The 22417-nt window shown below is 32.1% G+C and carries 24 protein-coding genes and 6 tRNA genes; 11 read left to right on the forward strand and 19 right to left on the reverse strand.

What is annotated here, in order from left to right; genetic code table 11:
- Nucleotides 1-167 (reverse strand): hypothetical protein (locus K354_RS15420; protein ID WP_425426691.1); only part of this gene is annotated, 167 nt, incomplete at its 3' end.
- Between K354_RS15420 and K354_RS0113025 the strand changes: the two genes are divergently transcribed.
- From K354_RS0113025 to K354_RS0113050, 6 genes are all read left to right on the forward strand, one after another.
- The gene (locus K354_RS0113025; protein ID WP_024955929.1) at nt 160-504 is read left to right on the forward strand and encodes a hypothetical protein; all 345 of its coding nucleotides are present in this window, start codon (nt 160-162) and stop codon (nt 502-504) included. The genes K354_RS15420 and K354_RS0113025 overlap by 8 nt on opposite strands.
- Before the next feature lie 227 nt (nt 505-731).
- Entirely contained in the window at nt 732-1070 is a 339-nt protein-coding gene (locus tag K354_RS0113030; protein WP_024955930.1) for a hypothetical protein, read from the forward strand.
- A 279-nt stretch (nt 1071-1349) separates the two neighbouring features.
- On the forward strand, nt 1350-1910 hold the full coding sequence (locus K354_RS0113035; protein WP_024955931.1) for a Crp/Fnr family transcriptional regulator: 561 nt from the start codon (nt 1350-1352) through the stop codon (nt 1908-1910).
- A gap of 209 nt (nt 1911-2119) precedes the next feature.
- Nucleotides 2120-2767, forward strand: a complete 648-nt coding sequence (locus tag K354_RS0113040; RefSeq protein ID WP_024955932.1) for a LysE family translocator — start codon at nt 2120-2122, stop codon at nt 2765-2767.
- Nucleotides 2739-3383, forward strand: coding sequence for a pseudouridine synthase (locus K354_RS0113045; RefSeq protein WP_245600614.1), 645 nt, complete (start codon nt 2739-2741; stop codon nt 3381-3383). Before K354_RS0113040 ends, K354_RS0113045 begins: the two co-directional genes overlap by 29 nt.
- A 40-nt stretch (nt 3384-3423) precedes the next feature.
- On the forward strand, nt 3424-3918 hold the full coding sequence (locus K354_RS0113050) for a gamma-glutamylcyclotransferase (RefSeq protein WP_024955934.1): 495 nt from the start codon (nt 3424-3426) through the stop codon (nt 3916-3918).
- A gap of 12 nt (nt 3919-3930) precedes the next feature.
- On the opposite strand, the gene K354_RS0113055 is transcribed toward K354_RS0113050, so the two are convergent.
- The 3 genes from K354_RS0113055 to K354_RS0113065 form a co-directional block, all read right to left on the reverse strand.
- On the reverse strand, nt 3931-4227 hold the full coding sequence (locus tag K354_RS0113055; RefSeq protein WP_024955935.1) for a hypothetical protein: 297 nt from the start codon (nt 4225-4227) through the stop codon (nt 3931-3933).
- A gap of 75 nt (nt 4228-4302) precedes the next feature.
- Nucleotides 4303-5454: a class II aldolase/adducin family protein gene (locus K354_RS0113060; protein WP_024955936.1), complete on the reverse strand. Its 1152-nt coding sequence runs from the start codon at nt 5452-5454 to the stop codon at nt 4303-4305.
- Between the two features lie 79 nt (nt 5455-5533).
- A complete protein-coding gene (locus K354_RS0113065; protein ID WP_024955937.1) occupies nt 5534-5818 on the reverse strand; it encodes a putative quinol monooxygenase in 285 nt (94 codons plus the stop codon).
- A gap of 105 nt (nt 5819-5923) precedes the next feature.
- Here K354_RS0113065 and K354_RS0113070 point away from each other — a divergent pair, with 105 nt between their 5' ends.
- Both K354_RS0113070 and K354_RS0113075 read left to right on the forward strand, forming a co-directional pair.
- Nucleotides 5924-7474: a SagB/ThcOx family dehydrogenase gene (locus K354_RS0113070; RefSeq protein ID WP_037940860.1), complete on the forward strand. Its 1551-nt coding sequence runs from the start codon at nt 5924-5926 to the stop codon at nt 7472-7474.
- 52 nt (nt 7475-7526) lie between these two features.
- Nucleotides 7527-8249: a choline/ethanolamine kinase family protein gene (locus K354_RS0113075; RefSeq protein ID WP_169733437.1), complete on the forward strand. Its 723-nt coding sequence runs from the start codon at nt 7527-7529 to the stop codon at nt 8247-8249.
- A gap of 39 nt (nt 8250-8288) precedes the next feature.
- On the opposite strand, the gene K354_RS0113080 is transcribed toward K354_RS0113075, so the two are convergent.
- From K354_RS0113080 to tig, 15 genes are all read right to left on the reverse strand, one after another.
- Nucleotides 8289-10184: a methyl-accepting chemotaxis protein gene (locus K354_RS0113080; RefSeq protein WP_051505455.1), complete on the reverse strand. Its 1896-nt coding sequence runs from the start codon at nt 10182-10184 to the stop codon at nt 8289-8291.
- A 246-nt stretch (nt 10185-10430) separates the two neighbouring features.
- Nucleotides 10431-10507, reverse strand: a tRNA-Met gene (locus K354_RS0113085).
- 67 nt (nt 10508-10574) lie between these two features.
- Nucleotides 10575-10659 (reverse strand) — tRNA-Leu (locus K354_RS0113090).
- 73 nt (nt 10660-10732) lie between these two features.
- A tRNA-Arg gene (locus K354_RS0113095) sits at nt 10733-10809 on the reverse strand.
- A gap of 12 nt (nt 10810-10821) precedes the next feature.
- A tRNA-Arg gene (locus tag K354_RS0113100) sits at nt 10822-10898 on the reverse strand.
- Nucleotides 10899-10916: 18 nt separating this feature from the next.
- Nucleotides 10917-10993: transfer RNA gene (locus K354_RS0113105), tRNA-His, on the reverse strand.
- Between the two features lie 19 nt (nt 10994-11012).
- Nucleotides 11013-11090 (reverse strand) — tRNA-Pro (locus K354_RS0113110).
- Nucleotides 11091-11184: 94 nt separating this feature from the next.
- The gene (locus K354_RS0113115; protein WP_024955941.1) at nt 11185-11976 is read right to left on the reverse strand and encodes a thiazole synthase; all 792 of its coding nucleotides are present in this window, start codon (nt 11974-11976) and stop codon (nt 11185-11187) included.
- A 26-nt stretch (nt 11977-12002) separates the two neighbouring features.
- Nucleotides 12003-12578: a phosphoribosylglycinamide formyltransferase gene (gene purN, locus K354_RS0113120; RefSeq protein ID WP_024955942.1), complete on the reverse strand. Its 576-nt coding sequence runs from the start codon at nt 12576-12578 to the stop codon at nt 12003-12005.
- Nucleotides 12569-13966 carry a bifunctional ADP-dependent NAD(P)H-hydrate dehydratase/NAD(P)H-hydrate epimerase gene (locus K354_RS0113125; RefSeq protein WP_024955943.1) on the reverse strand — a complete coding sequence of 466 codons (1398 nt, stop codon included), beginning with the start codon at nt 13964-13966 and terminating at the stop codon, nt 12569-12571. Before K354_RS0113125 ends, purN begins: the two co-directional genes overlap by 10 nt.
- Nucleotides 13966-15477 carry a YifB family Mg chelatase-like AAA ATPase gene (locus K354_RS0113130; RefSeq protein WP_024955944.1) on the reverse strand — a complete coding sequence of 504 codons (1512 nt, stop codon included), beginning with the start codon at nt 15475-15477 and terminating at the stop codon, nt 13966-13968. The genes K354_RS0113125 and K354_RS0113130 overlap by 1 nt, the downstream gene beginning before the upstream one ends.
- A 2-nt stretch (nt 15478-15479) precedes the next feature.
- Nucleotides 15480-15995, reverse strand: coding sequence for a peptide deformylase (gene def / locus K354_RS0113135; protein WP_024955945.1), 516 nt, complete (start codon nt 15993-15995; stop codon nt 15480-15482).
- Nucleotides 15985-17094, reverse strand: coding sequence for a GGDEF domain-containing protein (locus K354_RS0113140; RefSeq protein WP_024955946.1), 1110 nt, complete (start codon nt 17092-17094; stop codon nt 15985-15987). Before K354_RS0113140 ends, def begins: the two co-directional genes overlap by 11 nt.
- A gap of 23 nt (nt 17095-17117) precedes the next feature.
- Nucleotides 17118-17705 (reverse strand): ATP-dependent Clp endopeptidase proteolytic subunit ClpP, encoded by a 588-nt coding sequence (clpP, locus tag K354_RS0113145; protein WP_024955947.1) that lies wholly within the window; start codon nt 17703-17705, stop codon nt 17118-17120.
- Nucleotides 17705-19000, reverse strand: coding sequence for a trigger factor (gene tig / locus K354_RS0113150; protein ID WP_024955948.1), 1296 nt, complete (start codon nt 18998-19000; stop codon nt 17705-17707). The genes clpP and tig overlap by 1 nt, the downstream gene beginning before the upstream one ends.
- Nucleotides 19001-19220: 220 nt before the next feature.
- Here tig and folE point away from each other — a divergent pair, with 220 nt between their 5' ends.
- The 3 genes from folE (at nt 19221) to K354_RS0113165 (ending at nt 22390) form a co-directional block, all read left to right on the forward strand.
- Entirely contained in the window at nt 19221-19796 is a 576-nt protein-coding gene (gene folE / locus K354_RS0113155) for a GTP cyclohydrolase I FolE (RefSeq protein WP_024955949.1), read from the forward strand.
- Nucleotides 19796-21103, forward strand: a complete 1308-nt coding sequence (gene fliI / locus K354_RS0113160) for a flagellar protein export ATPase FliI (RefSeq protein WP_024955950.1) — start codon at nt 19796-19798, stop codon at nt 21101-21103. The genes folE and fliI overlap by 1 nt, the downstream gene beginning before the upstream one ends.
- Nucleotides 21104-21199: 96 nt before the next feature.
- Complete coding sequence (locus K354_RS0113165; protein WP_024955951.1) at nt 21200-22390, forward strand: NifS family cysteine desulfurase; 1191 nt, start codon at nt 21200-21202, stop codon at nt 22388-22390.
- The last annotated feature ends 27 nt before the right edge of the window (nt 22391-22417 follow it).

A 22417-nucleotide genomic window follows, 5' to 3' on the forward strand; every position in this document is an offset into this window, starting at 1 on the left:
ACTGAACGTGCCCATCTCTGCCATCTGTCGTGCTCCGCTTCGCTACGCACAACAAATGACAGGAACACACACCAAGTTCTTTTCCAGAAAACCCTGCGGGATTTCCTGAAAAACAACTGACTGGTGCTCAGCCGCGCCGTTAGATTATAAAGGATATTTATGAGCATATCATTAGAAAAGTATATTGAAACAGCATTGTTGGAAATAACAAAAGGCGTTGAAAGTGCAGCAACAAAATCACAAACCCCAATTGCACCAGCCAATGTTGAGGGAGTTATTCAACGTGATCCACAACTTATTGAATTTGAAATTCAAGCTACTGTTACAGAACAAAAAACAAACTCTGGAAATGGCAGTGTAGAAGCAAGTTTACCTTTAATTAGTGTGATTAAAGCAAATGTTGGTGGTGGAACAGAAAGAGCATCTGAAAATTCAACCGCTCAAAAAATAAAATTTTCTGTTCCAGTATATTTTCAAGGAAAAAAATCTAGTTCAAATAGATAATCAAAATCTAACAAATCAGAAAATAAGGGGTCAAAAATAAGGGGTCAGGTCTAAACTCTAAACTTTTTTAACAAAATGCTTTTACATGTAAAGGTATTTTTGAAGTTAAAAATAGATGTTTGACCCTGAGTATTTATATCAAGTTTCAAAAACTTAACCAAGTATAATGAAATAGCTTTTTAAAAATAATAAAATCTCTTTTATTAAATAATTAAAGGAGTTTCATTATGAAAACAAAAATACTAAGTAGTCTACTTATCTTGTCTATTATCTCATTTAGTGGTTGTGCTAAACGACCAGAAAATATCAAAGCGATAGATTTATCTAACACAAATTATCTACATTACACTTGTGCTGATATAGATTCAAATTTGGATATGCAAAAAAACAGACTTAAAAAATTAGAAATAAAACAAAACTCAAAAGCAGATATTGATGCTTGGCTATTGGTACTATCCATTCTACCAGTGAGTACAATAACAGGAGAATACGAAAAAGAGATAAGTGATGCAAAAGGTAAAATAGAAACTTTTAGAGCATTGAAAAATAAAAAAAACTGTCAATAAATAAAAGGTCTGATTCTAAAATACAGGGCAAGTATTTACTGAACACTAAAATCAGACCTAAAGTTAGCAGTCTCTAAACACTTTTCTTTTAGCCTTCCATATCCCTAACTATATACTCTTAAAAAACTACTTATTATATTCCTTTTGATACATATGTATCAAAATATAACCTTATGTCGTATTTAAAAAAATATTTACTAAATAATGATACAATGACCAAGACAAAAGGAAAACAAAATATTTACTAAATTTAAAGAGTTTTTATTAGATACCATCAAAATGACAGACAAAGATTGGCAGATAATAGAACCTAAACTGAAAATTATTAACTACGACAAAGCAGATACAATACTTCAAGCAGAAGAAGTATGCAATAAAATTAGATTTATAAATAGTGGTATTACAAGAATGTTTTATTTTGATGAAAATGCCAAAGAGTTTACTTGTCATCTCTCATTCAATAAAAACAATAAAAACATCATTGATTATTTTGCTGTTGATTACAATGGATTTACTACACAAACCCCATCTAAATATACCATTGAAGCTTTAGAAAAAACGCAAATGGTAGAGATAAGTTTTGATGATATTGCTGAGTTTTCTTCGCAAACTACTGTTTTTGAAGAAATTTTTAAAATCGTAAATACACATATTAACTTAACTATGCGGGACAATTTTATAGATATCAATATGTTGTCCAACACCGATAGATACAAACTCTTTATTGAAACCTACAAAGATATATACAAAAGAATTCCCCAATATATCATAGCTTCGTATCTAGGCATCACACCTGTTGCTCTTAGTAGACTCAAAGCAAAACTCGAAAACAACTTATAAAATTAACAAAGTATAACACTGTAGGGTTAGGTCAAACTCTAAACTTTTTGACAAAACCGTTGTACATGTAAAGGCACTTTATAAGTTAAAAATAGATATCTGACCCTGAAATATTTTAATACACAGAAGTACTTGTGTTATAATATTTGTTGGATATATAGTTAAGCTATATATTACTACAATATTTAAAATATTAATAAGGTGAGAATATGGATTTTTGGACAATAGACTTTCAAACATTATTGATTTTTATCACTGCAAATGCTGCTTTAAATTTTTCTCCTGGTCCTGCTGTTTTAAAAGTGGTAGGTGACTCAATCGGCAATGGTGTTGGTAAAGCTCATGCAAGTATTGCTGGTGTATTTGTAGCCAACTTTATGTACGCGATCTTGTCTATTCTTGGTATTGGTACGTTGATTCTTGCTTTTCCATGGATATTTGAATTTGTTAAATGGATTGGTGTAACTTACCTTTTTTACCTTTCAATTAAAACAATTAAAAATGCAATTTATGCAAAAGAATTAAAATCAAAATCTCAAAATAAACAATCTGCTAAAGCCTTATTTTGGACGAGTTTTGCTATGCAAGGTGCAAATCCAAAATCTGTTTTATTTTTCGCGGCAATGTTACCTGTATTTGCTGGAGAAGGTGCAGGAGTGGAACTACGAATGATAACTCTTGCTGTGTTGGCTCTTATACTCGAATATCCTGCTTTACTTCTTTATTCTATCTTAGGCTCAAAGGCTGCAAAGTTAGCTGTCTCGAAACGCTCAAAAGCCATTATGGATATTGTTGCAGGAAGCGCGTTAGGTTTGGCTGCCTTTATGGTTGCACGTACTTCATTACAAAAAAATTAATATAAATACACAAGTACACACAAAAGAAAAAATGCAAAATTCAAACCAAGGATTAAATGATTCAGAAAAAATGTTGGTACTCAATAAACCTAAGGGTTATTTAGTCACTCGCTCTGATGACCTTGGGCGAAAAACAGTTTATGATCTTTTACCAGATTGGGCTTTCAATGAAGGATGGATGCCTGTTGGACGACTTGATTTAGACTCTAAAGGGCTTTTATTATTCACAACAGATAGTAAAATAAACCACGCATTGACCAAACCTAAGAACTGCATTAAGATATACGAAGTCTGGGTTAGGGGGCATGTAACAGCTGAGCATATTTTTGAGGCTTCAAAAGGAGTGCAAAGTAAATATGGCCTCCTAAAAGCTAAGGTCGAAAAAATAGGTATTGGAGGGGCAAAAACAAAGCTCAAAGTACAAATCGATGAAGGGAAAAACAGACATATACGCCGTCTTTTTGGAGCACTCAAAGATCCAAAATTTGGAACACCTCTAAAAGTTATAAACTTAAATCGCATCAGTATTGGTAACTTCAAACTCGACATGGACCTTGGTACGTGGCGTTACCTTTCAGTTGAAGAAGAAAAAGGGCTCATTAAAAACCTTACTTAACTTGTGTTATAATGTTTGCCAATAAATAACTAGGAAACTTATGTATTACTTCGCATACGGATCAAACATGTCTGTTTCACGCTTACAAGAAAGAGTACCAAGCGCTATTCATTTAGGCTGTTATAGCCTTAAAGAGCATGACTTGAGATTTCATAAGTTTGGTCAAGATGAATCTGCAAAATGCGATGCGTATTTTACAGCAAATTCACTCGATATAATTTATGGAGCACTATTTAAAATCAATCCTAAAGAGAAACCTTCTTTGGATAAAGCAGAAGGACTTGGTCATGGGTATGAAATAAAAGAGGTCACTATCACAGCCACAGATGGATCTTTAATACAAGCAATGACCTACATAGCTTCACACATTGATGAAACTATTAAACCCTTTTCATGGTATATGAACCATGTTCTCATTGGTGCACAAGAGACATCCCTACCAAGTGAATACATTCAGAGCAAAATGCACTCAATCGAAACTATAGAAGATGAAAATAAAAAAAGAGATAAACAACAGCGAGCCATACACTCTTAGCAAACTACTTTATTAAGCTTCGTTTATTACTTTTTTTTCATAAAAAAAATCACCATGAACAGACTCATTTTTCATTTTTTTCGTAGCACTTTTGATAAGAGTTTCATATCTTATCGCATCTATCTTTAAGCTTGCCATCACTTCTTCTTGATTTATACCTTCAGCCTTCGCATGTAAAACCTCCAACTCTTTTTTAGTCATTCTTTTTTTCAAAAGCTGTGCTAGTTCTTCCTCACTTTTTACAGGTTCTCTCTTATCACCTAAAACCATTTTAATAATTTGGATAGCATTTAACTCTTTTAACTTCATTATGTTCCTTTGATTCAAAAAAGAAGTTATACAATAACTTCTTTTAAAATTGCCTATTTTATATGTAATTAAATATTATGTGATTTTTTTCAACTTTGCTTGTTCTAGTTCCCAGTACTCCATCTCAAAACAATCTTTTAAGCTGATTCCTTGGTAGCCTCCGAGTTTATCTGCTCTTAAGACTGCTAGCATAGTATGCTCTACAATATCGTTGATGATACTTGCTTCTTTTTCATTTTTCCCAAAACTTACAATCCCAAAATCTTTTATAACTGCGTAATTTGGTGCAGGATTTAAACATATCTCATCTTTACTAAACTCTTCAAAGTATTTTTTATACTCACCCATGAACTCAAATAAAGCTCCTTCCATATCTCCCTCAATTATCATAGGAACTCTTTTTGTTCTTATGATATGCTCAGGTGTTAAAACTCCTCTTGTTGCAAACTCTTTTAAATTCTCCTTTGAAGCATAAAAAAGTGCAAGGGTAGACTTGTTTACATGTAAAGATATTTCATGCCCTTTGTGATGTTCTATCAAGACTTTTAACTTATCTAAATTTACATAAGTTTTTGATGGTCTTGGATTTATATCTAGCTTTACATTTTCACTTAAAAAATCTTCTGCTTTACTTACAGCTTCTATCATTTTGTCATACGATTTTTTTGCATCATCATCAAAAGTAAATATCCCATGATTGTGTAAGATAATCCCTTGGCATTTTGACCAGTCAAAGTCTTGCGTCATCTCGTATATGGTCTTTGCCAAAATAAAACCTGGCATCACATAAGGCACTATCAAAAAATCCGGATAGATTTTTTTAATAAGCTCTATGCCGTTTTTTGAGTTTGAGATAGTTACGACTGCATCTGCGTGAGTATGGTCAACAACCTTAAAAGGGATAAGTGCATGAAGTATCGCTTCAACCGAAGGATTTGGAGCACTCTTGTCTATCATCGCTGCTTTTTGACCTGAAACCATGTCCGTGTCACTCAGCTCTTTGAGTCTTGCCATATCTAAAAGAGTTTCCATTTTAACAGGAGCAAAACCTTCCGCTTTGATAGAGACCAAGTCCCAACCACTCCCTTTTACAAAAAGTATCTCTTCGCCATCAACTTTGCTTTTCACAGATGTGTTACCACCCCCATGAAGCACAAGTTCATCACTTTGACCAAGAAGATTTGAAGTAAAAACCCTAAGGTTGATATCATTCCACAAATTATTCATTTTATTGTCCCCTTTTTACTGAACAAGACCAATAAAAATTCCTCGCGACTTAAGCACGAAGTTATAACTTCTGTATTTCTCATACAAACTCTAAATCATCAGAAAATTTCTCAGCACAATAAGGCTCAAAAGTAGATTTATAGTGATTATAGTGAGCTGAAGCTTTGTGCCCATCAAGTGCTTTTTCATCTGCCCAAGACTCGACTACAATAAACTTTTTAGGCTCATTTTTAAGTTGAAATATATCATATAAAAGACATCCTTCTTCATCTTTAGAAGCTTGTACCATAGTTTTTAAAAGTGCTTTCATATCTTCTATACAACCATCTTTTGCTATAAATGTTACTTGTTTTGTTATTGTCACGTTGGCTCCTAATTTTTTCTTGATTTTAACATTATATTGTTAAAAAGAAAAACTATTATTTATTTTTTTGCTAACTTAAATTACAAATTGATTATCATTTACATTATGAATAAAAACATACAAACAGTAATTGACTATCATGAAAGAACCAAACACTCTTCTAAGAGATATGCAAAATCACTAGGTTACATGGACTGGGCAAATCAACCAGATCCTTACCGCTCATATAAGAATGCTTTACATGTAAAGCTTCCTATTGCATTAGAAAATATTACGCCACCTTATCACACACTATTTGAAGATGCTTTGCCTTCAGCACCTTTACTTATAGATTCAATTTCACAATTTTTACAATTTTCCATGGGATTGGCCGCAATCAAATCTAATGGAGTCGATGAATGGGCACTTCGATGTAACGCTTCAAGTGGAAACCTTCATCCAAGTGAATCCTATCTTATCTTGCCTCCAATTAGGCATATAAGTCATCAAACAACAATTTGTCATTATGCTCCTCAAAATCACTCTTTAGAAATACTTTGCGACTTTGATTCTAAGATTTGGGAAACTTTACCAAAGGATTCATTTTTTGTAGCATTGAGCTCTATTGTATACAGAGAAGTTTGGAAGTATGGAGAGCGTGCTTTTAGATATACAAATCTTGATGCTGGTCATGCTTTACGTTCATTGCAAATCAGTGCTAAAACACTAGGTTGGCACTATAAGTATTTATCCAAAACCTCAGAAGAAGCACTCTCAAATCTTTTTGGGTTTAATCAAAAAGAACGTTTTGGTGAAAGTGAAGTCCCAGATATGTTTCTTTTAATTACTCCAAAAAAATATACAGATGCAGTAGATATCTCACCACTCATACCAAACACTTTTAATTCATCTGCAAACAATATAGCACAAACCTATCAAGATTGGCCACTTATAGAAGAGATTCAAGAAGCTACCTTTACATGTAAGAAAAATGAGTATATGCCTGCAACAAAAATTCTCTTCAAAAAAGAACCTACAAAAGAAGCAAAAGAGGTAATTTTAAAAAGACGTAGTGCACAGATGATGGATAAAAAAGACAATAAAATCTCTTTTGAAAAATTTAAAATTTTACTTGATTGTACAAAAGAGAGTTTCACTGGTTTTGAAAATCAAATCAATTTAGTGATTTTTGTCCACAATGTAGAAGATTTAAAACCTGGTTTATACATCTTTTTTAGAAATGAAAAATACAAAAATGAGTTACAATCTTTAATGCATGAAAATTTTCTTTGGCAAAAAATTAGCGAAAACTTTTATGCACTTACTTTTGGAGATTTTAAAAACATCTCAAAAAACATCTCTTGTAATCAAAGTATAGCTAGTGATGGAGCATTTTCTCTAGGAATGTTAAGTCCATTTGCCAAAGAAATTGTACAACATGGAGCACAGCGATATAAAGAGTTATACTGGGAGTGTGGAGCGATTGGTCAGCAACTCTATCTTGAAGCAACCTCTCTTAATTATCAAGCAACAGGCATTGGTTGTTACTTAGATGATGTATTTCATACTATTTTAGGTTTACAATCAAATCAATTCCAATCTTTATACCATTTTACAGTAGGTAAAGCACTACTTGATAGTAGAATTTTAACAAAAAAAGTCTATCAAGAGAGATAAATTAGATATAATCTTTTTCATACTTCTATCGATATAAAGGTGAACTTATCAATTGATAAATATAAAACTTTTGAAAAAATATAAAATTTTTAAAAATGAAAAACTCCAAAAGCTTACCTTACTAAAAAATCAAGGTTTTAACAATACAAACTATCTTTTAAAAACCTCGAAACAAAACTATATTGTAAGAGTATTTAACTCCAATGAAAACGTACCTCTAAGTAGAAAATTTGAATTTAAAATTTCTAAAAAAGCGCATAAAAAAGATATTGGAGCAAAACCGATACTTTTAGATGAAAAAAATTCTTTGATGATTTATGAGTTTTTAAAAGGTAGACACAAATACAAACTTAACAAAAACGATATAAAAAACATAGCTCTTGTTTTAAAAAAATTCCATACTATTAAAACAAATAAAAAAGCTTTTGATTTAAGAAAAGCTCTTCATAAAAGTTTATCCTCAAAAACAAACAAAGCTCTCAAAAATTTAAAAAAGTTTAAAAAAGAGTATGTTTTATGCCATCATGATTTAAATCCAAAAAACTTTATTTTTTCAGATACTATGAAACTCATAGACTTTGAATATGCGAGAAAAAATGACCTATATTTTGACTTAGCATCAGTAGTAATCGAATTTAAATTAAATAAGAGAGAAGAAAACTTTTTTCTTAAAAGCTATTTTAATAGCCCCTTTAAAAAAAATAAAAAAAAGCTTGATTCTTTTAAAATTATCTATAAAGAACTTTGTCGTCTTTGGTTTGAAAAGAGAAGTTAAAAAACTGTGACCCATAAAGAGCCACATACTTTTGGATAATTAAGATTTAAATTTTCCTAATTCGTTGTTGAGATTTTCTGTCATTTTATTTAAGTGTTCAGATGCACTTGCAATCTCTTCAACACTTCTTACATTTACACTAGAAATATCATTGATTTTATCAATTTCATGTGTGATACTACCAATTTTTTTAGCTGTATCGATATAGTCTTGTATAGTTTGTCCCGCATTTTGTGCTGTTTTATTTAAAACTTCCATAACGGTTGAAACATTTTGTTGTACATCATGTGAAGTACCTGTGATTTGTTCCATCTCTTTAGTACTATTACTCATCTCACCACTAACATCCATTATAGATTGTACAACAATATTAATTGTAGCATTAATCTCAGAAAGTGAGTTTTGTGTACGCTCAGCTAGTTTTCTTACCTCATCTGCAACAACAGCAAATCCACGCCCATGTTCACCCGCACGTGCTGCTTCAATAGCCGCATTAAGTGCCAATAGATTTGTTTGGTCTGCAATATCATTGATAACAGATAAGATATCTTTTACATCTTGAGTATTGTTACTCACAGTATTTAATTTTGATGCCAACTCCATCTCTTTAGAGGTACTCTCTTGAAGTAAAGAAGCTAAATCTACTACTTCTGTATTTACTTTTTCTAAATCCCCTACAACACCTTCAATGTCATCATGAGATACTTTAGCATTTTCTACTGAAGTTTCAAGGTATGATTGTAATTCTTTTGCGTCAAATGTTGCTTTTTGAACTATTTGAGCCTCTTCTTCAACTCTTTGACCTACTTCTATAGCTGTACTTGAAAGCTCATTCGCTACTGAAGCATTTTCATTACTACTTACTTTAGATTCAGCAATAATAGTATGAATTTTATCTATAAATAAATTAATATTTTTACTAATCATACCAATTTCATCTTGCGATTTTACTTCTAATCTCTGAGTTAAATCACCATCATTACTAGATAAATTTTTAATTACTTCGTTTAATTTTGTAAGTGGTTTAAATTGTACATTGAGTATCAATGATAAAAGAAGAATAGAAACTACTGTCATGATAAGACCAGTAACACTTAAAAGAAACAACAGTTCTTCAACAGATTTAAATGCAACACTTTTTTCAACAGTTAAACAAATAACCCAGCCATTCTCCATAGTTTCAAATGCTAAAAGTTTTTTAGCTCCTGTAGAAGATACGTAATCATATATACCTCTCTTATTTTGCGCTAAAACAGATTTTAAACTTTTAAATGTATCATTTAAAGTAAAGATATTTTTCCCTCTAGAAGCATTGCTTGGATGAAAAATCATATTTCCTTTTTGATCTAAAACAAAAGCATATCCACCTTCATATTTAGTAGCAGCAACTTTTTTACTTATATTTTCTACTAACAAGTTAGCTGAAACAACTCCAATTTTTACACCATTTTCTAAAATAGGTGCTACAGCTGAAATAGTAAGTTTTTTACTGCTTTTTCCCATGAATGGATCTGTTAATGATATCTTATTAACTGACATACCTTTTTTAAACCAAGGACGAATACGAGGGTCATAACCAGCAGATGGTGTTTTACCACTAGCATAAATCATTGTCCCATCTTTTAATCCCATATAGGTTTTTTCTGCATCAATACCTTGTTTTGCACTATTGAGCAATGGAACCATTCGCTCTTTTATTTTCAAAGGATGCACACTAATTTGCTTTGATAAAGCGTTAATAACAGTCTTTTTTGAATCAAACCAGTTTTCTAAATCTAACTTTAGAGCTTTAGCCTCGGCAGATTGTTTAGCTTCAATTTCTACTCGTATATTAGTTTCCATTTGGTAATAACTAATAATTGCAAAAACCATAAGAGAAAGTGCTAAAAACACTCCAGAGAACATCGTAATTCTTTGTTTAAACCCTATATTCATCGATTGTCCTTTTTTTAAACATAAAAAAAAATTATATTAAATAACAAAGATAAAAAAGAGACTTTTATTTTCCAAAATAATTACCTTTGCAAAAACCTTACCTGCCCATGATCTACTAATTATAACATTTTTTATTTCAAAATTTAAGACTTTAGCTTCATTGGGAATATAGCGTGAAGCTTCTCATATTTTGGCTAATAACTTATTGAACTAAAACAAAATTATTGGAGTATTGTTATAAATATTTGGTTGCGGGAGCCGGATTTGAACCAGCGACCTTCGGGTTATGAGCCCGACGAGCTACCAAACTGCTCTATCCCGCGATATTGAAGATTGTTTCTTAAAAAAATTTTATGATTTATATAAAAAAATAAAAGGTAATTAAAAAGATGGTGCGGACGAGAGGACTTGAACCTCCACGCCGTGAAGCACCAGATCCTAAGTCTGGCGTGTCTACCAATTCCACCACGTCCGCACAACAATAAAAAATCAAAATCAGTCCTAATTGGTAGAAGCTTTTAAAAGCTTTAGTGACTGACAATAAAAAGTGGTACTCCCTACACGATTCGAACGTGTGACCTACGCCTTAGAAGGGCGTTGCTCTATCCAGCTGAGCTAAGGAAGCTTCTAATAAAAGTGGCGCGCTCGACAGGAGTCGAACCTACAACCTACGGATCCGAAGTCCGTTGCTCTATCCAATTGAGCTACGAGCGCAAACCCGAGTTCAAATTATGGGGTAAGTGATGGGAATCGAACCCACGGCCCTCAGAACCACAACCTGATGCTCTAACCGACTGAGCTACACCTACCGTGTATAATATTTTAAAATGGTCGGGGTGAAAGGATTCGAACCTTCGGCCCCCTGGTCCCAAACCAGGTGCGCTAACCAGACTGCGCTACACCCCGAGCCTTAACATAAAAGCTACTAGCTTTCGTGTTTGAGGCTGAAATTTTACCCTAAAAAGTTCTGTTTGTCAAGGAAAAATTTCACTTTTGAAAATTATTTCTGTGAAAACTCGATAAGACCTTCCGTAGGAGAACTTGCCGTTGCAAAAGGTTTTTTCAAAATTCTTCCTGCTAAATAACTATTTCTTCCAGCTATTACTGCATCTCTCATTGCTTGTGCCATTAAAATTGGATTATTTGCTTGAGCTATTGCTGTATTTGTTAACACTCCATCAGCTCCTATCTCCATTGCGATTGCCGCGTCACTTGCACATCCTATTCCAGCATCAACTATAACAGGAACATTTACAGCTTCTTTTATAAAAAGAACGTTGTATCTATTTTGAATTCCTAATCCACTCCCAATTGGTGCGGCTAGTGGCATTACTGCACTGCTTCCTGCATCTTCAAGTCTTTTCGCCATGATAGGGTCATCATTTGTATATGTCATGATATTAAAACCATCTTTAGCTAAAACTTCGCAAGCTTTTAGAGTTTCCATAACATCAGGATAAAGAGTTTTTGCAGTATCGCCTATAACTTCTAATTTTATCAAATCAATACCAGTTGCTTCACGTACCATTCTAAAAAGAGTTATAGCCTCTTCAGCGGTCGTACAACCTGCACTATTTGGAAGAAGTTTAATATCTGTACCTTTAAAATAGTCCATTAAGTTTTCTTCATTTGGATTTGTGATATTTACTCTTCTTACTGCTACTGTTATAAGTTTTGAACCACTTGCTATTGTTGCATCTTTTGTAGTTTGAAAATCAGGGTATTTTCCACTTCCTACGATTAATCTACTATTAAAATCTATATTTCCAACTCTTAAAATATCATTACTCATTTGTTTCTTCCTTTATTCACTTATTTTTATCGATCAAGTATATCTATTATTGTCTTAGGTAAAAGTTCATACTCTAATGTATGTATCTTTTTTTCAAACTCTTCTAAGCTCATACCCTCTTCTTTTTTAAAACACTCTTGAGCTATAATTTCGCCACCATCAAGTTCTTCATTTACATAATGAACGCTAATACCACCTACTTTCATAGGAGAGTTATAACTCTCTTCTATTGCCTTAGCTCCTTTAAACAGAGGAAGTAAAGAAGGATGAAGATTTATTGCTTTTACATTTTGTGTAAAATAGGGTGTTAAAAACCGCATAAAACCTGCTAAGACAACAAGCTCTGCTCCACTTTGTTTGATAACTCTTACTAACTCTTTATCAAAACTTTCTCTATCAGGAAAATTAGTATGTTCTATGAGTGTAGTTTCTAAGCCATACTTTTTAGCTTTTTCTATACCTTGTGCATCTTTTTTATTACAAATACAACAAGCAACCTCTATCTTACATGTACTAAATGTTTTACCGTGTATATTTTTTAAAATCTTTTCTAAATTTGTTCCAGATCCACTAAAAAGAACTGCAATCTTTTTTATAACCATTTTATACCTTCACACAAATCTATCGGACTTAATCCAAAGTTTGAGCATTTTATATTTTTAGCCACCATTGAATGTGCTATTGAAGCGCTCATAGCTGCCTCTAAAGGAGTATAGTTTTGAGCCAATAAAGAACCTATCATACCAGCTAATACATCTCCGCTTCCACCCTTTGCTAGTTTTGAAGTTCCAAGTGGATTAACATAAAGCTTCTTGCCTTGTATTATTAAGGTATTAGCACCTTTTAAAACCAATACTACATTTGGGTATTTTTTTGAAAACTCTCTTACCCATTTAAATCGATTGTCTTGTATCTCTTGCATACTAATATCTGCTATATCTAATATTTTCAAAAGTGATTGAAACTCTTTAGGATGAGGGGTTAAAACTATATCTTCTTTTTTATTCAAAACTTCAATTATAATTTTATGGTGTAATAAATCAGCATCTATCACCATAGGCTTTACATGTGAAAGTAAAAAATCACGAAGTTTTTCATCTCCATAAATATTTCCAAGGCCCATACCAGCAACTAATACTGAAAACTTCTTAGGTAAAGTTTCACTACTCATTAGTGACATTGGAATATTATTTCTATTTTTACCAGCTAAAGTAACTAAACCTGCTCCAAAATTAAATGCTGCTATAGCACTAAGTCTACTCGCACCTTCTTTATGTCCACTTATCACTACTACATGCCCAAAGTCACCTTTATTCACAGTTTGTTTATTTCTATAGGGAAGCTTAAGATCACTCTCTTCTAAAAGATAACTACTCTGTTTTAACTCATAATTATCTCTGCTAATTCCCAAATTTGCTACTTTTATTTCACCAGTAAAATCTTTTGCCTCATCACTATACAAGCACTCTTTTAAAGCCCCCATAGTAATGGTTGTATCTGCTTCAAAGCATACAGTAGGGATTCTACCTTCACTGTCAATTCCAGAAGGAATATCACAAGCAATTTTTTTTGCATTTTTAGAATTAATCTTTTTTATAATTAAAGAGGTATTTTCACTGAATTCTCTCACAAGTCCAGAACCAAAAATAGCATCTACATAAATATCTGCATCTATTATATTTGTTACTACCTTTACATGTAAAGCACGTAACCTTTTAAGCTGTTTCTCAGCCATTTGTGATTTCACACCAAAAGGTATATATACTGACACATTTAACTCTTTTGCTAAAATTCTTGCAGCTGCTATGCCATCAGCTCCATTATTACCTGAACCACAAACAAAAAGTATCTCATCATCTTTAGCTGCACAATTTTTTACTTCATTAGCCAAAGCAAAAGCAGCTTGCTCCATTAAAATATCTTCACTTAAATACAACTCTTCATAACATCTTTTATCTAAACTTTTCACTTCTTTAAATAATTTTTGCATTATCTTCTCCTATAGCTTAGAGCTTCAAGAATATGCTCTTTTTTTATTTGATTACTCTGGGCAATATCAGCAATACTTCTAGCAATACTTTGTATTTTATGTGTACTTCTATGATTTAGTCCAAATTGAGAAACTGCTTTAAATAAAATTTCTTGAGATTCTTTATCTAAATTAGAAATTTGTTCTAACTCTTTCTCACTCAGTTTTGCATTGAGTTCAAATTGGCCCCGTTTTTTTTGAAAAATAAATGCATTTAATACCTCATCAAACATACTTTGTGAATCCATTTCACTCTTAGATTCAAAATCTTCACTCATTTGTACATATATATCAATTCTATCCATTAAGGGTTCTGATATTCTACTTTTATATCGTTTTATTTCAAGTTCATTACATCTGCACTCTTTTGTATTTGAGAGTAAATTACCACAAGGACAAGGATTTTGTGCCGCTGCAAAAAGAAATTTTGTTTCATATTTTATTTTTGAATTGACACGGGAGATAAGTATTTGATTGTCTTCTAGAGGTTCACGAAGGGCTTCTAGTACTGTTTTTGAAAAATGGGGAAATTCATCAAAAAAAAGTATCCCATTATGAGCTAAGGCACTCTCTCCTGCCATAGCTTTATTACTCCCTCCACCAAAAATACTTGGTTTTGAAGAGCTATGATGTGGACTTCTAAAAGCTCTTTGTGCATTTAATTCTTTCTCATCGCCACTTAAACATCCATAAGCATTACTCTCTAACATCTCTTTCATACTCATAGGAGGCATAATATAACAAAGCCTTTTTATACTCATGCTTTTCCCACACCCTGGACTTCCTTCTAAGAGTATATTATGCATCCCAACAGCACTTATGACCATTGCTCTTTTAACTCGGTTTTGCCCTTTAATATCACTAAAATCTAGTTCAAAATCTTTTTTATAAAAATATTTTTTTCCTTCTATCTCAATCATATTTTCATAAGAAAAATCTTCTACATGTAAAGGTACTTCTTCTTGCGCTAAAAACTCTATTGCATCTTGTAAATTTTCTACTCCATAAGCTTGTACATTTGGTATTTGATTGATTTTTTGAAGTATTTCTTGTGGCACTATTACTCGTAAAGATTCTTCTTTTGAAGCAAGTGAAAGAATAATAGGAAATATTGAAGTTGTAGATTTTACTGTACCATCAAGGCCAAGTTCACCAAAGATATAAAAGTCTTTACATGTAAGGCTCTCTTTTTGTAAATAAAGAAGTAAGGCTATGCCTAAATCAAAATGACTACCCTCTTTTTTTAGATCACTTGGAGACATACTAACAGTTATCTTTTGTGCAGGGAATTTATACTTAATAGAACTAAGTGCTGATTTTATTCTATCTCGTGATTCTTGTATAGATTGATTGACCATACCAACTATGCTAAATCCTGGTAAAGCTCTAACATAGGCTGATTCTACTTCAACCTTTAAAGCTTGATTATGATATAAAGTAGCGCATTGGAATTTTTTTGTACTTTTTTCCAATACTATTTTCTCTCTTTAAGCTTCTTTTTCCACTCTTTTTCAAATTTTTTACGTTTTAAAAATGATAACTTTTCTATAAATAGATGTCCATTTAAATGATCAAGTTCATGCTGAAATGCAATAGCCATCAAACCATCTAACTCTTTTTCTATCATCAGCCCTAATCTATCAAAATATCTTACTTTTATATTCTCTTTTCGTTCTACATCTTCATAAAAACTCGGTACACTCAAACAACCCTCTTGATAAGTGATACTTCCCTCTGATTCTAAAATCACAGGATTTATAATCTCGACCAAATTTGCAGGGTCTTGCTCACCCTCTTCATTTGCAAGATTGATTACAAGTACATTTTGAGCAACACCAATTTGAATAGCTGCTAAACCAATACCTTCATTAGCATACATTGTTTCTTTCATATCTTCTAGTAATTTATGAAGTTCTTTATCAAAGTTTATTACATCTTTTGAGACTACTTTTAAACGCTTGTCAGGATAAACAAGAATCTCACGCACCATCCTCTTCCTCCATCTGCTCCTCAACTTCTTCTATCATTTCACAAACCCAATATGGCTCAAGTCTTTTACCTGTTTTTGGTAATGCATCTAAAGCTAGAGAAACTAATGTTTCTGTAGTGTGCTCTGGATCAATTGGTACTATCGCTAATTCTATATCCGTATCAACTTCCATATCTCCAATAAAAAAACTTGTAGCATAAATAAGATCACTAATTCTTTCACATGCTCTTTTTGCATTATTAATATCTGTATGTTTCATAAGCATACCAAAAACACCATCACCATAATGAGCAACAACATCACTTCTTCTTGATGTTTTTAAAAGTAATTTTGCAATATTTCTTGTTAGAACCATTCTATCTTTATTACTTACTATCTTATTTAAAACATCATCTTTTACTTTTGCAAGAACTAAAGTACTTTTGTGACTAAATTGTTCAATTGAACTACATTCATTTTCAACAGATTGCAATAAATATCTTCTATTATACACACCAAATCTTGAATCAAATACAGCTTTACTTTCAATCTCTTTTAAAATAATACCTGTCTTTTCATAGTGTGTTTTTAAAGTACCCATTTGTTTGTTCATAAGAAATGATAGTTTTTTTAAATCTTCATTTAATGCTGAAGTTATATTTGTAATTGACAGTTGTCCAGAATTTACTTCTAATTCAGCTGTCCTTTTTTTCACAATTTCTTTCATAACATTTATATTTTTATATACTGTAGATACTACTTGCATAATACTTTTTATCTGACCAAAACCTTCTTTAACTTCCATTTCCATTTTTGCACGATGTTCATCATCATTTACAGATTCCGCCTCTAAAAGATCATTTATACGTTTTTTAAAAGATAAAGGCTTATTGTCTAAAAGTTTTTCAAAATATATTTGAAAATTATTAGGAGTGGTAGGGATGTTTTCATCCATAAGTACTTTTAAAACATATAAGGAGAACTTTTCTAGTTCGCTATTTGATGATTGTGGTCTTTTGGTATCTACTTCTTGATTATCTTGTGCATCTTGACTATCATTAGTCATTTTTGCACGTCTACCAAGTCCACTTTGAATCTTATTTTTATCTAAACGAACCATACTCTATTCTCCCTAAAATTGTTTTATTTAAAACTTTTTTCTAATACTTTATCAACTAAACCATACTCCATAGCTTCTTGTGAGCTCATAAAGAAATCGCGTTCAGTATCTTTTTCTATTTTTTTAATAGTCTGCTTTGTATTTTTTGCTAATATTTCATTAAGAACTTTTTTCATTCTTAAAATTTCTTTTGCTTGAATTTCTATATCAGTAGCTTGACCTTGTGCACCACCTAAAGGTTGGTGTATCATAATACGTGAGTTTGGAAGAGAATATCTTTTCCCAGGAGTTCCACAACTCAGTAAAAATGCGCCCATTGAAGCTGCTTGACCAATACAAATCGTACTAATATCAGGTCTAATATAATTCATAGTATCAAAAATACTAAAACCACTTGTAATTACGCCACCTGGAGAGTTTATATATAAATATATATCTTTTTCAGGATCTTCTGCTTCCAAAAAAAGAAGTTGCGCTACTATTGATGACGCAACTTGATCGTTTATCTCTCCACTTAGCATGATGATTCTATCCTTTAAAAGACGAGAATAGATATCATAACTACGTTCTCCACGACCAGTTTTTTCAACTACAACAGGTACATAGCTCATTACTTTCCTTTGCTAAAAAGTTGAGTGAATAATCTCTCTTCTATAATTGACATTTTGATCGCTGGTAATACACCTTGCTTTTGATAATGCTCATAATATGCTTTAGGATCTTGACCTTGTTGCATTGCTTCAAAATAAATCATTTGCATTACTTCTTGGTCTTCTACTTTAATCTCTTCTGCTTTTGCTAATTCATCAACAATAAATGTTAATTTTACTGATTTAGTAGCTTCATCTCTAAATTCTTCTCTTTTTTCAGTAATCTTTTTTGGATTTTCAGAATATTCTTTAATATCTTCTTCACTTAAATTTTGGAAAATATTACGAACTTGCATATCAATTTCTTGTTCTACAATATTTTCTGGAAGTGCAAATTCCATTTTTTCTAGTACATTTTCAACAAATTTAGGTTTTACTTCTTCAGCAAAAACTTTTGTAAGTTTTTCATTTTTTAGTTGTTCTTTCACTTGTGCTTCTAGTGTTTCTACTGTTGGATTTTCTTCACCTGGAAGTAATTTTTTAAGAGTTTCTTCACTTGGAGTTTTAGGAACATCTTTAATTTGAATACCTTGAAGTTTTACTTTAAAAACTGAATCTTTTCCAGCTAAATCTTTTGAATTATACTCTTTTGGAAAAGTAACTTTAACATCTTTTTCATCGCCAACATTCATACCAATAATACCATCTTCAAAACCAGGGATAAAAGAACCACTACCGATTTCTAATGAATATTTTTCAGCTTTTCCACCTTCAAATGCAACACCATCAATAAATCCTTCAAAATCAATCAAAACAAAATCACCACTTTGAACAGCTCTTTTTTCTTCAAGCTCTTTTAAAGGTGCAGAAAGTTTTAACATAGTGTTAACTCTTTCTTCAATGTCTTTTTTCAAAATACGAGGATTTTTATACTCAGGAACAAGTGCTTTATACTCACCTAAATCAATTTCTGGACGGAAAGAAATTTTAATTTCTACATCTAATCCATCATCAACTTTATCCATTTTAGTGATTGCAGGCTCTCCAACAACCAAATCCATAGCTACGTCTAACTCTTTTAATGCATCATTTAAAAATACTCTTAATGCTTCTTGTTCAACATCTTGTTTAATTTGCTCACCATGTCTAGCTAGTACTACATGAGTTGGAACTTTACCTTTTCTAAAACCATCTATTTTCATAGTTTTAGCAGCTTCTTCCGCCATTTTTTTCTGTTTTTCGCTTAAAAACGATGCAGATACTTTTGCCTCTGCTTTTGCATTTGCACTATCAATACGTTCTACTTTGATTTGCATATATTCCCTTTATTTATAAAAAATTTCTTTTAATATAGCAAAATTTTACTTTATATGCTATTACATCCTTAGATATTTTTATTTTTTTATACCGTAAAAAGGAAAAAAAAGATACAATCTCTCTTACAAATTAATAAAATTATAAATCCTCTTCTACCAAAGCCTAAGCTTGAGTGAAAGGAATTTTTACAAAGCCAAACTTTGTAAAAGGAGCCCATTAGTGAAACGACAAGAAGAATTTGAAGCAGCAGTAAAAACCATGCTAGAAATTATTGGAGAAAACACCAAAAGAGAAGGCTTAGTAAAAACTCCAAAAAGAGTTTTTAAAGCTTTTAGAGATATGACGGAGGGTTACCATATGGACCCTGTAAAAGTTTTAAATGAAGCATTATTTGAAACTGATAATAACCAAATGGTACTTATAAAAGATATAGAATTTTACTCTATGTGTGAACACCATCTTTTACCTATTATAGGACGAGCTCATGTTGCATACATACCTGATGGAAAAGTTGTTGGCCTTTCAAAAATCCCTCGTATGGTTGATATATTTGCAAAAAGATTACAAATACAAGAACAATTAACAGAACAAATTGCAGATGCTATCAACGAAGTTATCGCTCCAAAAGGTGTAGCTGTAGTAATTCAAGCACGTCATATGTGTATGGAGATGAGAGGTGTTGGGAAGACTCACTCAGCAACTACAACTTCTGCACTTCGTGGACTGTTTTTAAAATCAGATACAAGAAAAGAGTTTTTTGATATCATAAATTCTCCTGTGGTAGCACGTTACTAATGGCTTTGCGTAGTTTCAAAGAGAGACTCAAAGAAGGAAACTTATCTCCAAAATTTGGAACTATTAAAAAAATTAGTGCAACAACTATAGAAGCGCAAGGATTACGTCCTAGTATTGGTGATATTATCAAACTTATCTCCTTAGATGACCCAAATAAAAGTGAATTAGGTATGGTTACCGAGATAGATCAATACTCATTTTTTATATCTCCTTTTGGATTTATAGAAGGTTTTAAAAGTGGTGATAAAGTTTTTTTAAGTGAACAAGGTATGCGAATACCTGTAGGAGAAGAACTTTTAGGACGTGTGGTCGACCCTTTTATAAGACCTAAAGATGGTAAAGCTCCTATTAAAACTAAGCAAAGCTCTTCCATTATGAAAGCTCCTCTTGATGCTATGAAAAGGGGTCTTATTGATGAGCCTTTTGGAGTTGGGGTAAAAACAATTGATGGACTTTTAACTTGTGGCAAAGGTCAAAAAGTAGGAATTTTTGCCGGTAGTGGGGTTGGTAAATCTACTCTTATGGGTATGATTGTTAGAGGGAGTGAAGCCCCTATAAAAGTAATCGCTCTTATTGGTGAACGTGGTCGTGAAGTACCTGAATTTATTCAAAAGAATTTAGGAGGAGATTTAAGTAATACTGTTCTAGTAATAGCCACCAGTGATGACTCTCCTCTTATGAGAAAATATGGTGCATTTTCAGCTATGAGTATTGCTGAATATTTTAAAAACCAAGGTAGAGACGTTCTATTTATGATGGATTCCGTTACTCGTTTTGCGATGGCTCAACGTGAAATTGGACTTGCTCTAGGAGAACCCCCAACATCAAAAGGCTATCCTCCTTCAGTATTAACTCTTTTGCCTCAACTTATGGAAAGAGCAGGTAAAGAAGAAGGAAAAGGTTCTATTACTGCATTTTTTACTGTTTTAGTAGAAGGTGATGATTTGAGTGATCCCATTGCTGATCAATCAAGAAGTATCTTAGATGGACATATAGTATTAAGTCGCGAACTAACTGATTATGGAATTTATCCTCCTATTAGCATACAAAATAGTGCTTCACGTGTTATGAGTGATGTTATAGATGAAGCCCATAAAAAAAATGCTATGAAATTTAAAAGATTGAATTCTATTTTAAAAGAAAATGAAGTACTTTTACGAATCGGTGCTTATCAAAAAGGAAATGATAAAGAATTAGACGAGGCAATAACAAGGAAAGAGGAAATGGAACAATACTTGCAACAAACTCCTGAAGAGGTGTTTGATTTTAGTGAAAGTATTGAAAAGTTACAAGCAATTTTAAAATAATTAAAGAAATTTATCATTCTTTAATAAATAAAAGAATATTATTCAAAAAAAGTAATAGGATATTTTTTATCCTAATTAAGAAATGGAGAAAATTTAATGCGAGTCTATTTAGACAATAATGCTACTACTATAGTAGATCCAAACGTATTTGCAGAAATGGAACCATATTTTGTACAATCATATGGTAACCCAAACTCATTACATCAATTTGGTAGTGAATCTCACCCAGCTTTGAGAAAAGCTATGGATCAGTTATATAAAGGATTAAATGCAAGCGATAATGACGACATAGTTGTAACATCCTGTGCTACTGAGAGTAATAACTGGGTTTTAAAAAGTATATATTATGACCACATCTTAAATGGTGAAAAAGACCATATAATAACAAGTGAAGTGGAACATCCAGCAATAATATCCACATGTAAGTTTTTAGAAAAACTTGGTGTAAATGTAACATACCTTCCTGTAAATGAAAAAGGTATTATTGAAACTTCTACACTTAAAGATGCTATTACAGATAAAACTGCTTTAGTCTCTATTATGTGGGCAAATAATGAAACAGGTATGCTTTTTCCAATGAAAGAAATTTCACAAATTTGTAGAGAAAATGGTATACTTTTTCACTCTGATGCAGTGCAAGCTGTAGGAAAAATTCCTGTAGATGTACAAGAATTAGACATTGATTTTTTAAGTTTTTCTGCTCATAAATTCCATGGTCCAAAAGGAGTTGGTGGTCTTTACATTAAAAACAGTCAAGCTTTATCACCATTTTTTCATGGTGGAGAACATATGGGTGGTAGAAGAAGTGGAACTCTTAATGTTCCTGGTATTGTAGGCATGGGTAAGGCTATGGAACTTGCAGTTGAAAATCTTGATTTTGAAAAAAACAACGTAAGAAGGCTTCGTGATAAACTAGAAGATGCTATTTTAAAAATAGATGATGTATTTGTAGTTGGAACAAGAGAAGAAAGAACACCAAATACTATTTTGGTAAGCGTAAAAGGTATTGAAGGCGAAGCTATGCTTTGGGATCTTAATAAAAGTGGAATTGCAGCAAGTACTGGAAGTGCCTGTGCTAGTGAAGATTTAGAATCAAATCCTGTTATGGAAGCAATTGGTGCAGAAGCTGATTTAGCACATACTGCATTGAGATTATCACTTTCACGTTTTACTACAGAAGAAGAGGTTGATTACGCAGTTTTAGCTTTAAGAAAAGCAGTTATTAGACTAAGATCAATTTCAAGTACATTTGCACACACTCCAGACTGGCATGAGAGCAAATTATAATATAATGATAAATAAAGAGGATAAATA

Source organism: Sulfurospirillum arcachonense DSM 9755, assembly GCF_000597725.1.
Classification (GTDB): Bacteria; Campylobacterota; Campylobacteria; order Campylobacterales; family Sulfurospirillaceae; genus Sulfurospirillum_A; species Sulfurospirillum_A arcachonense.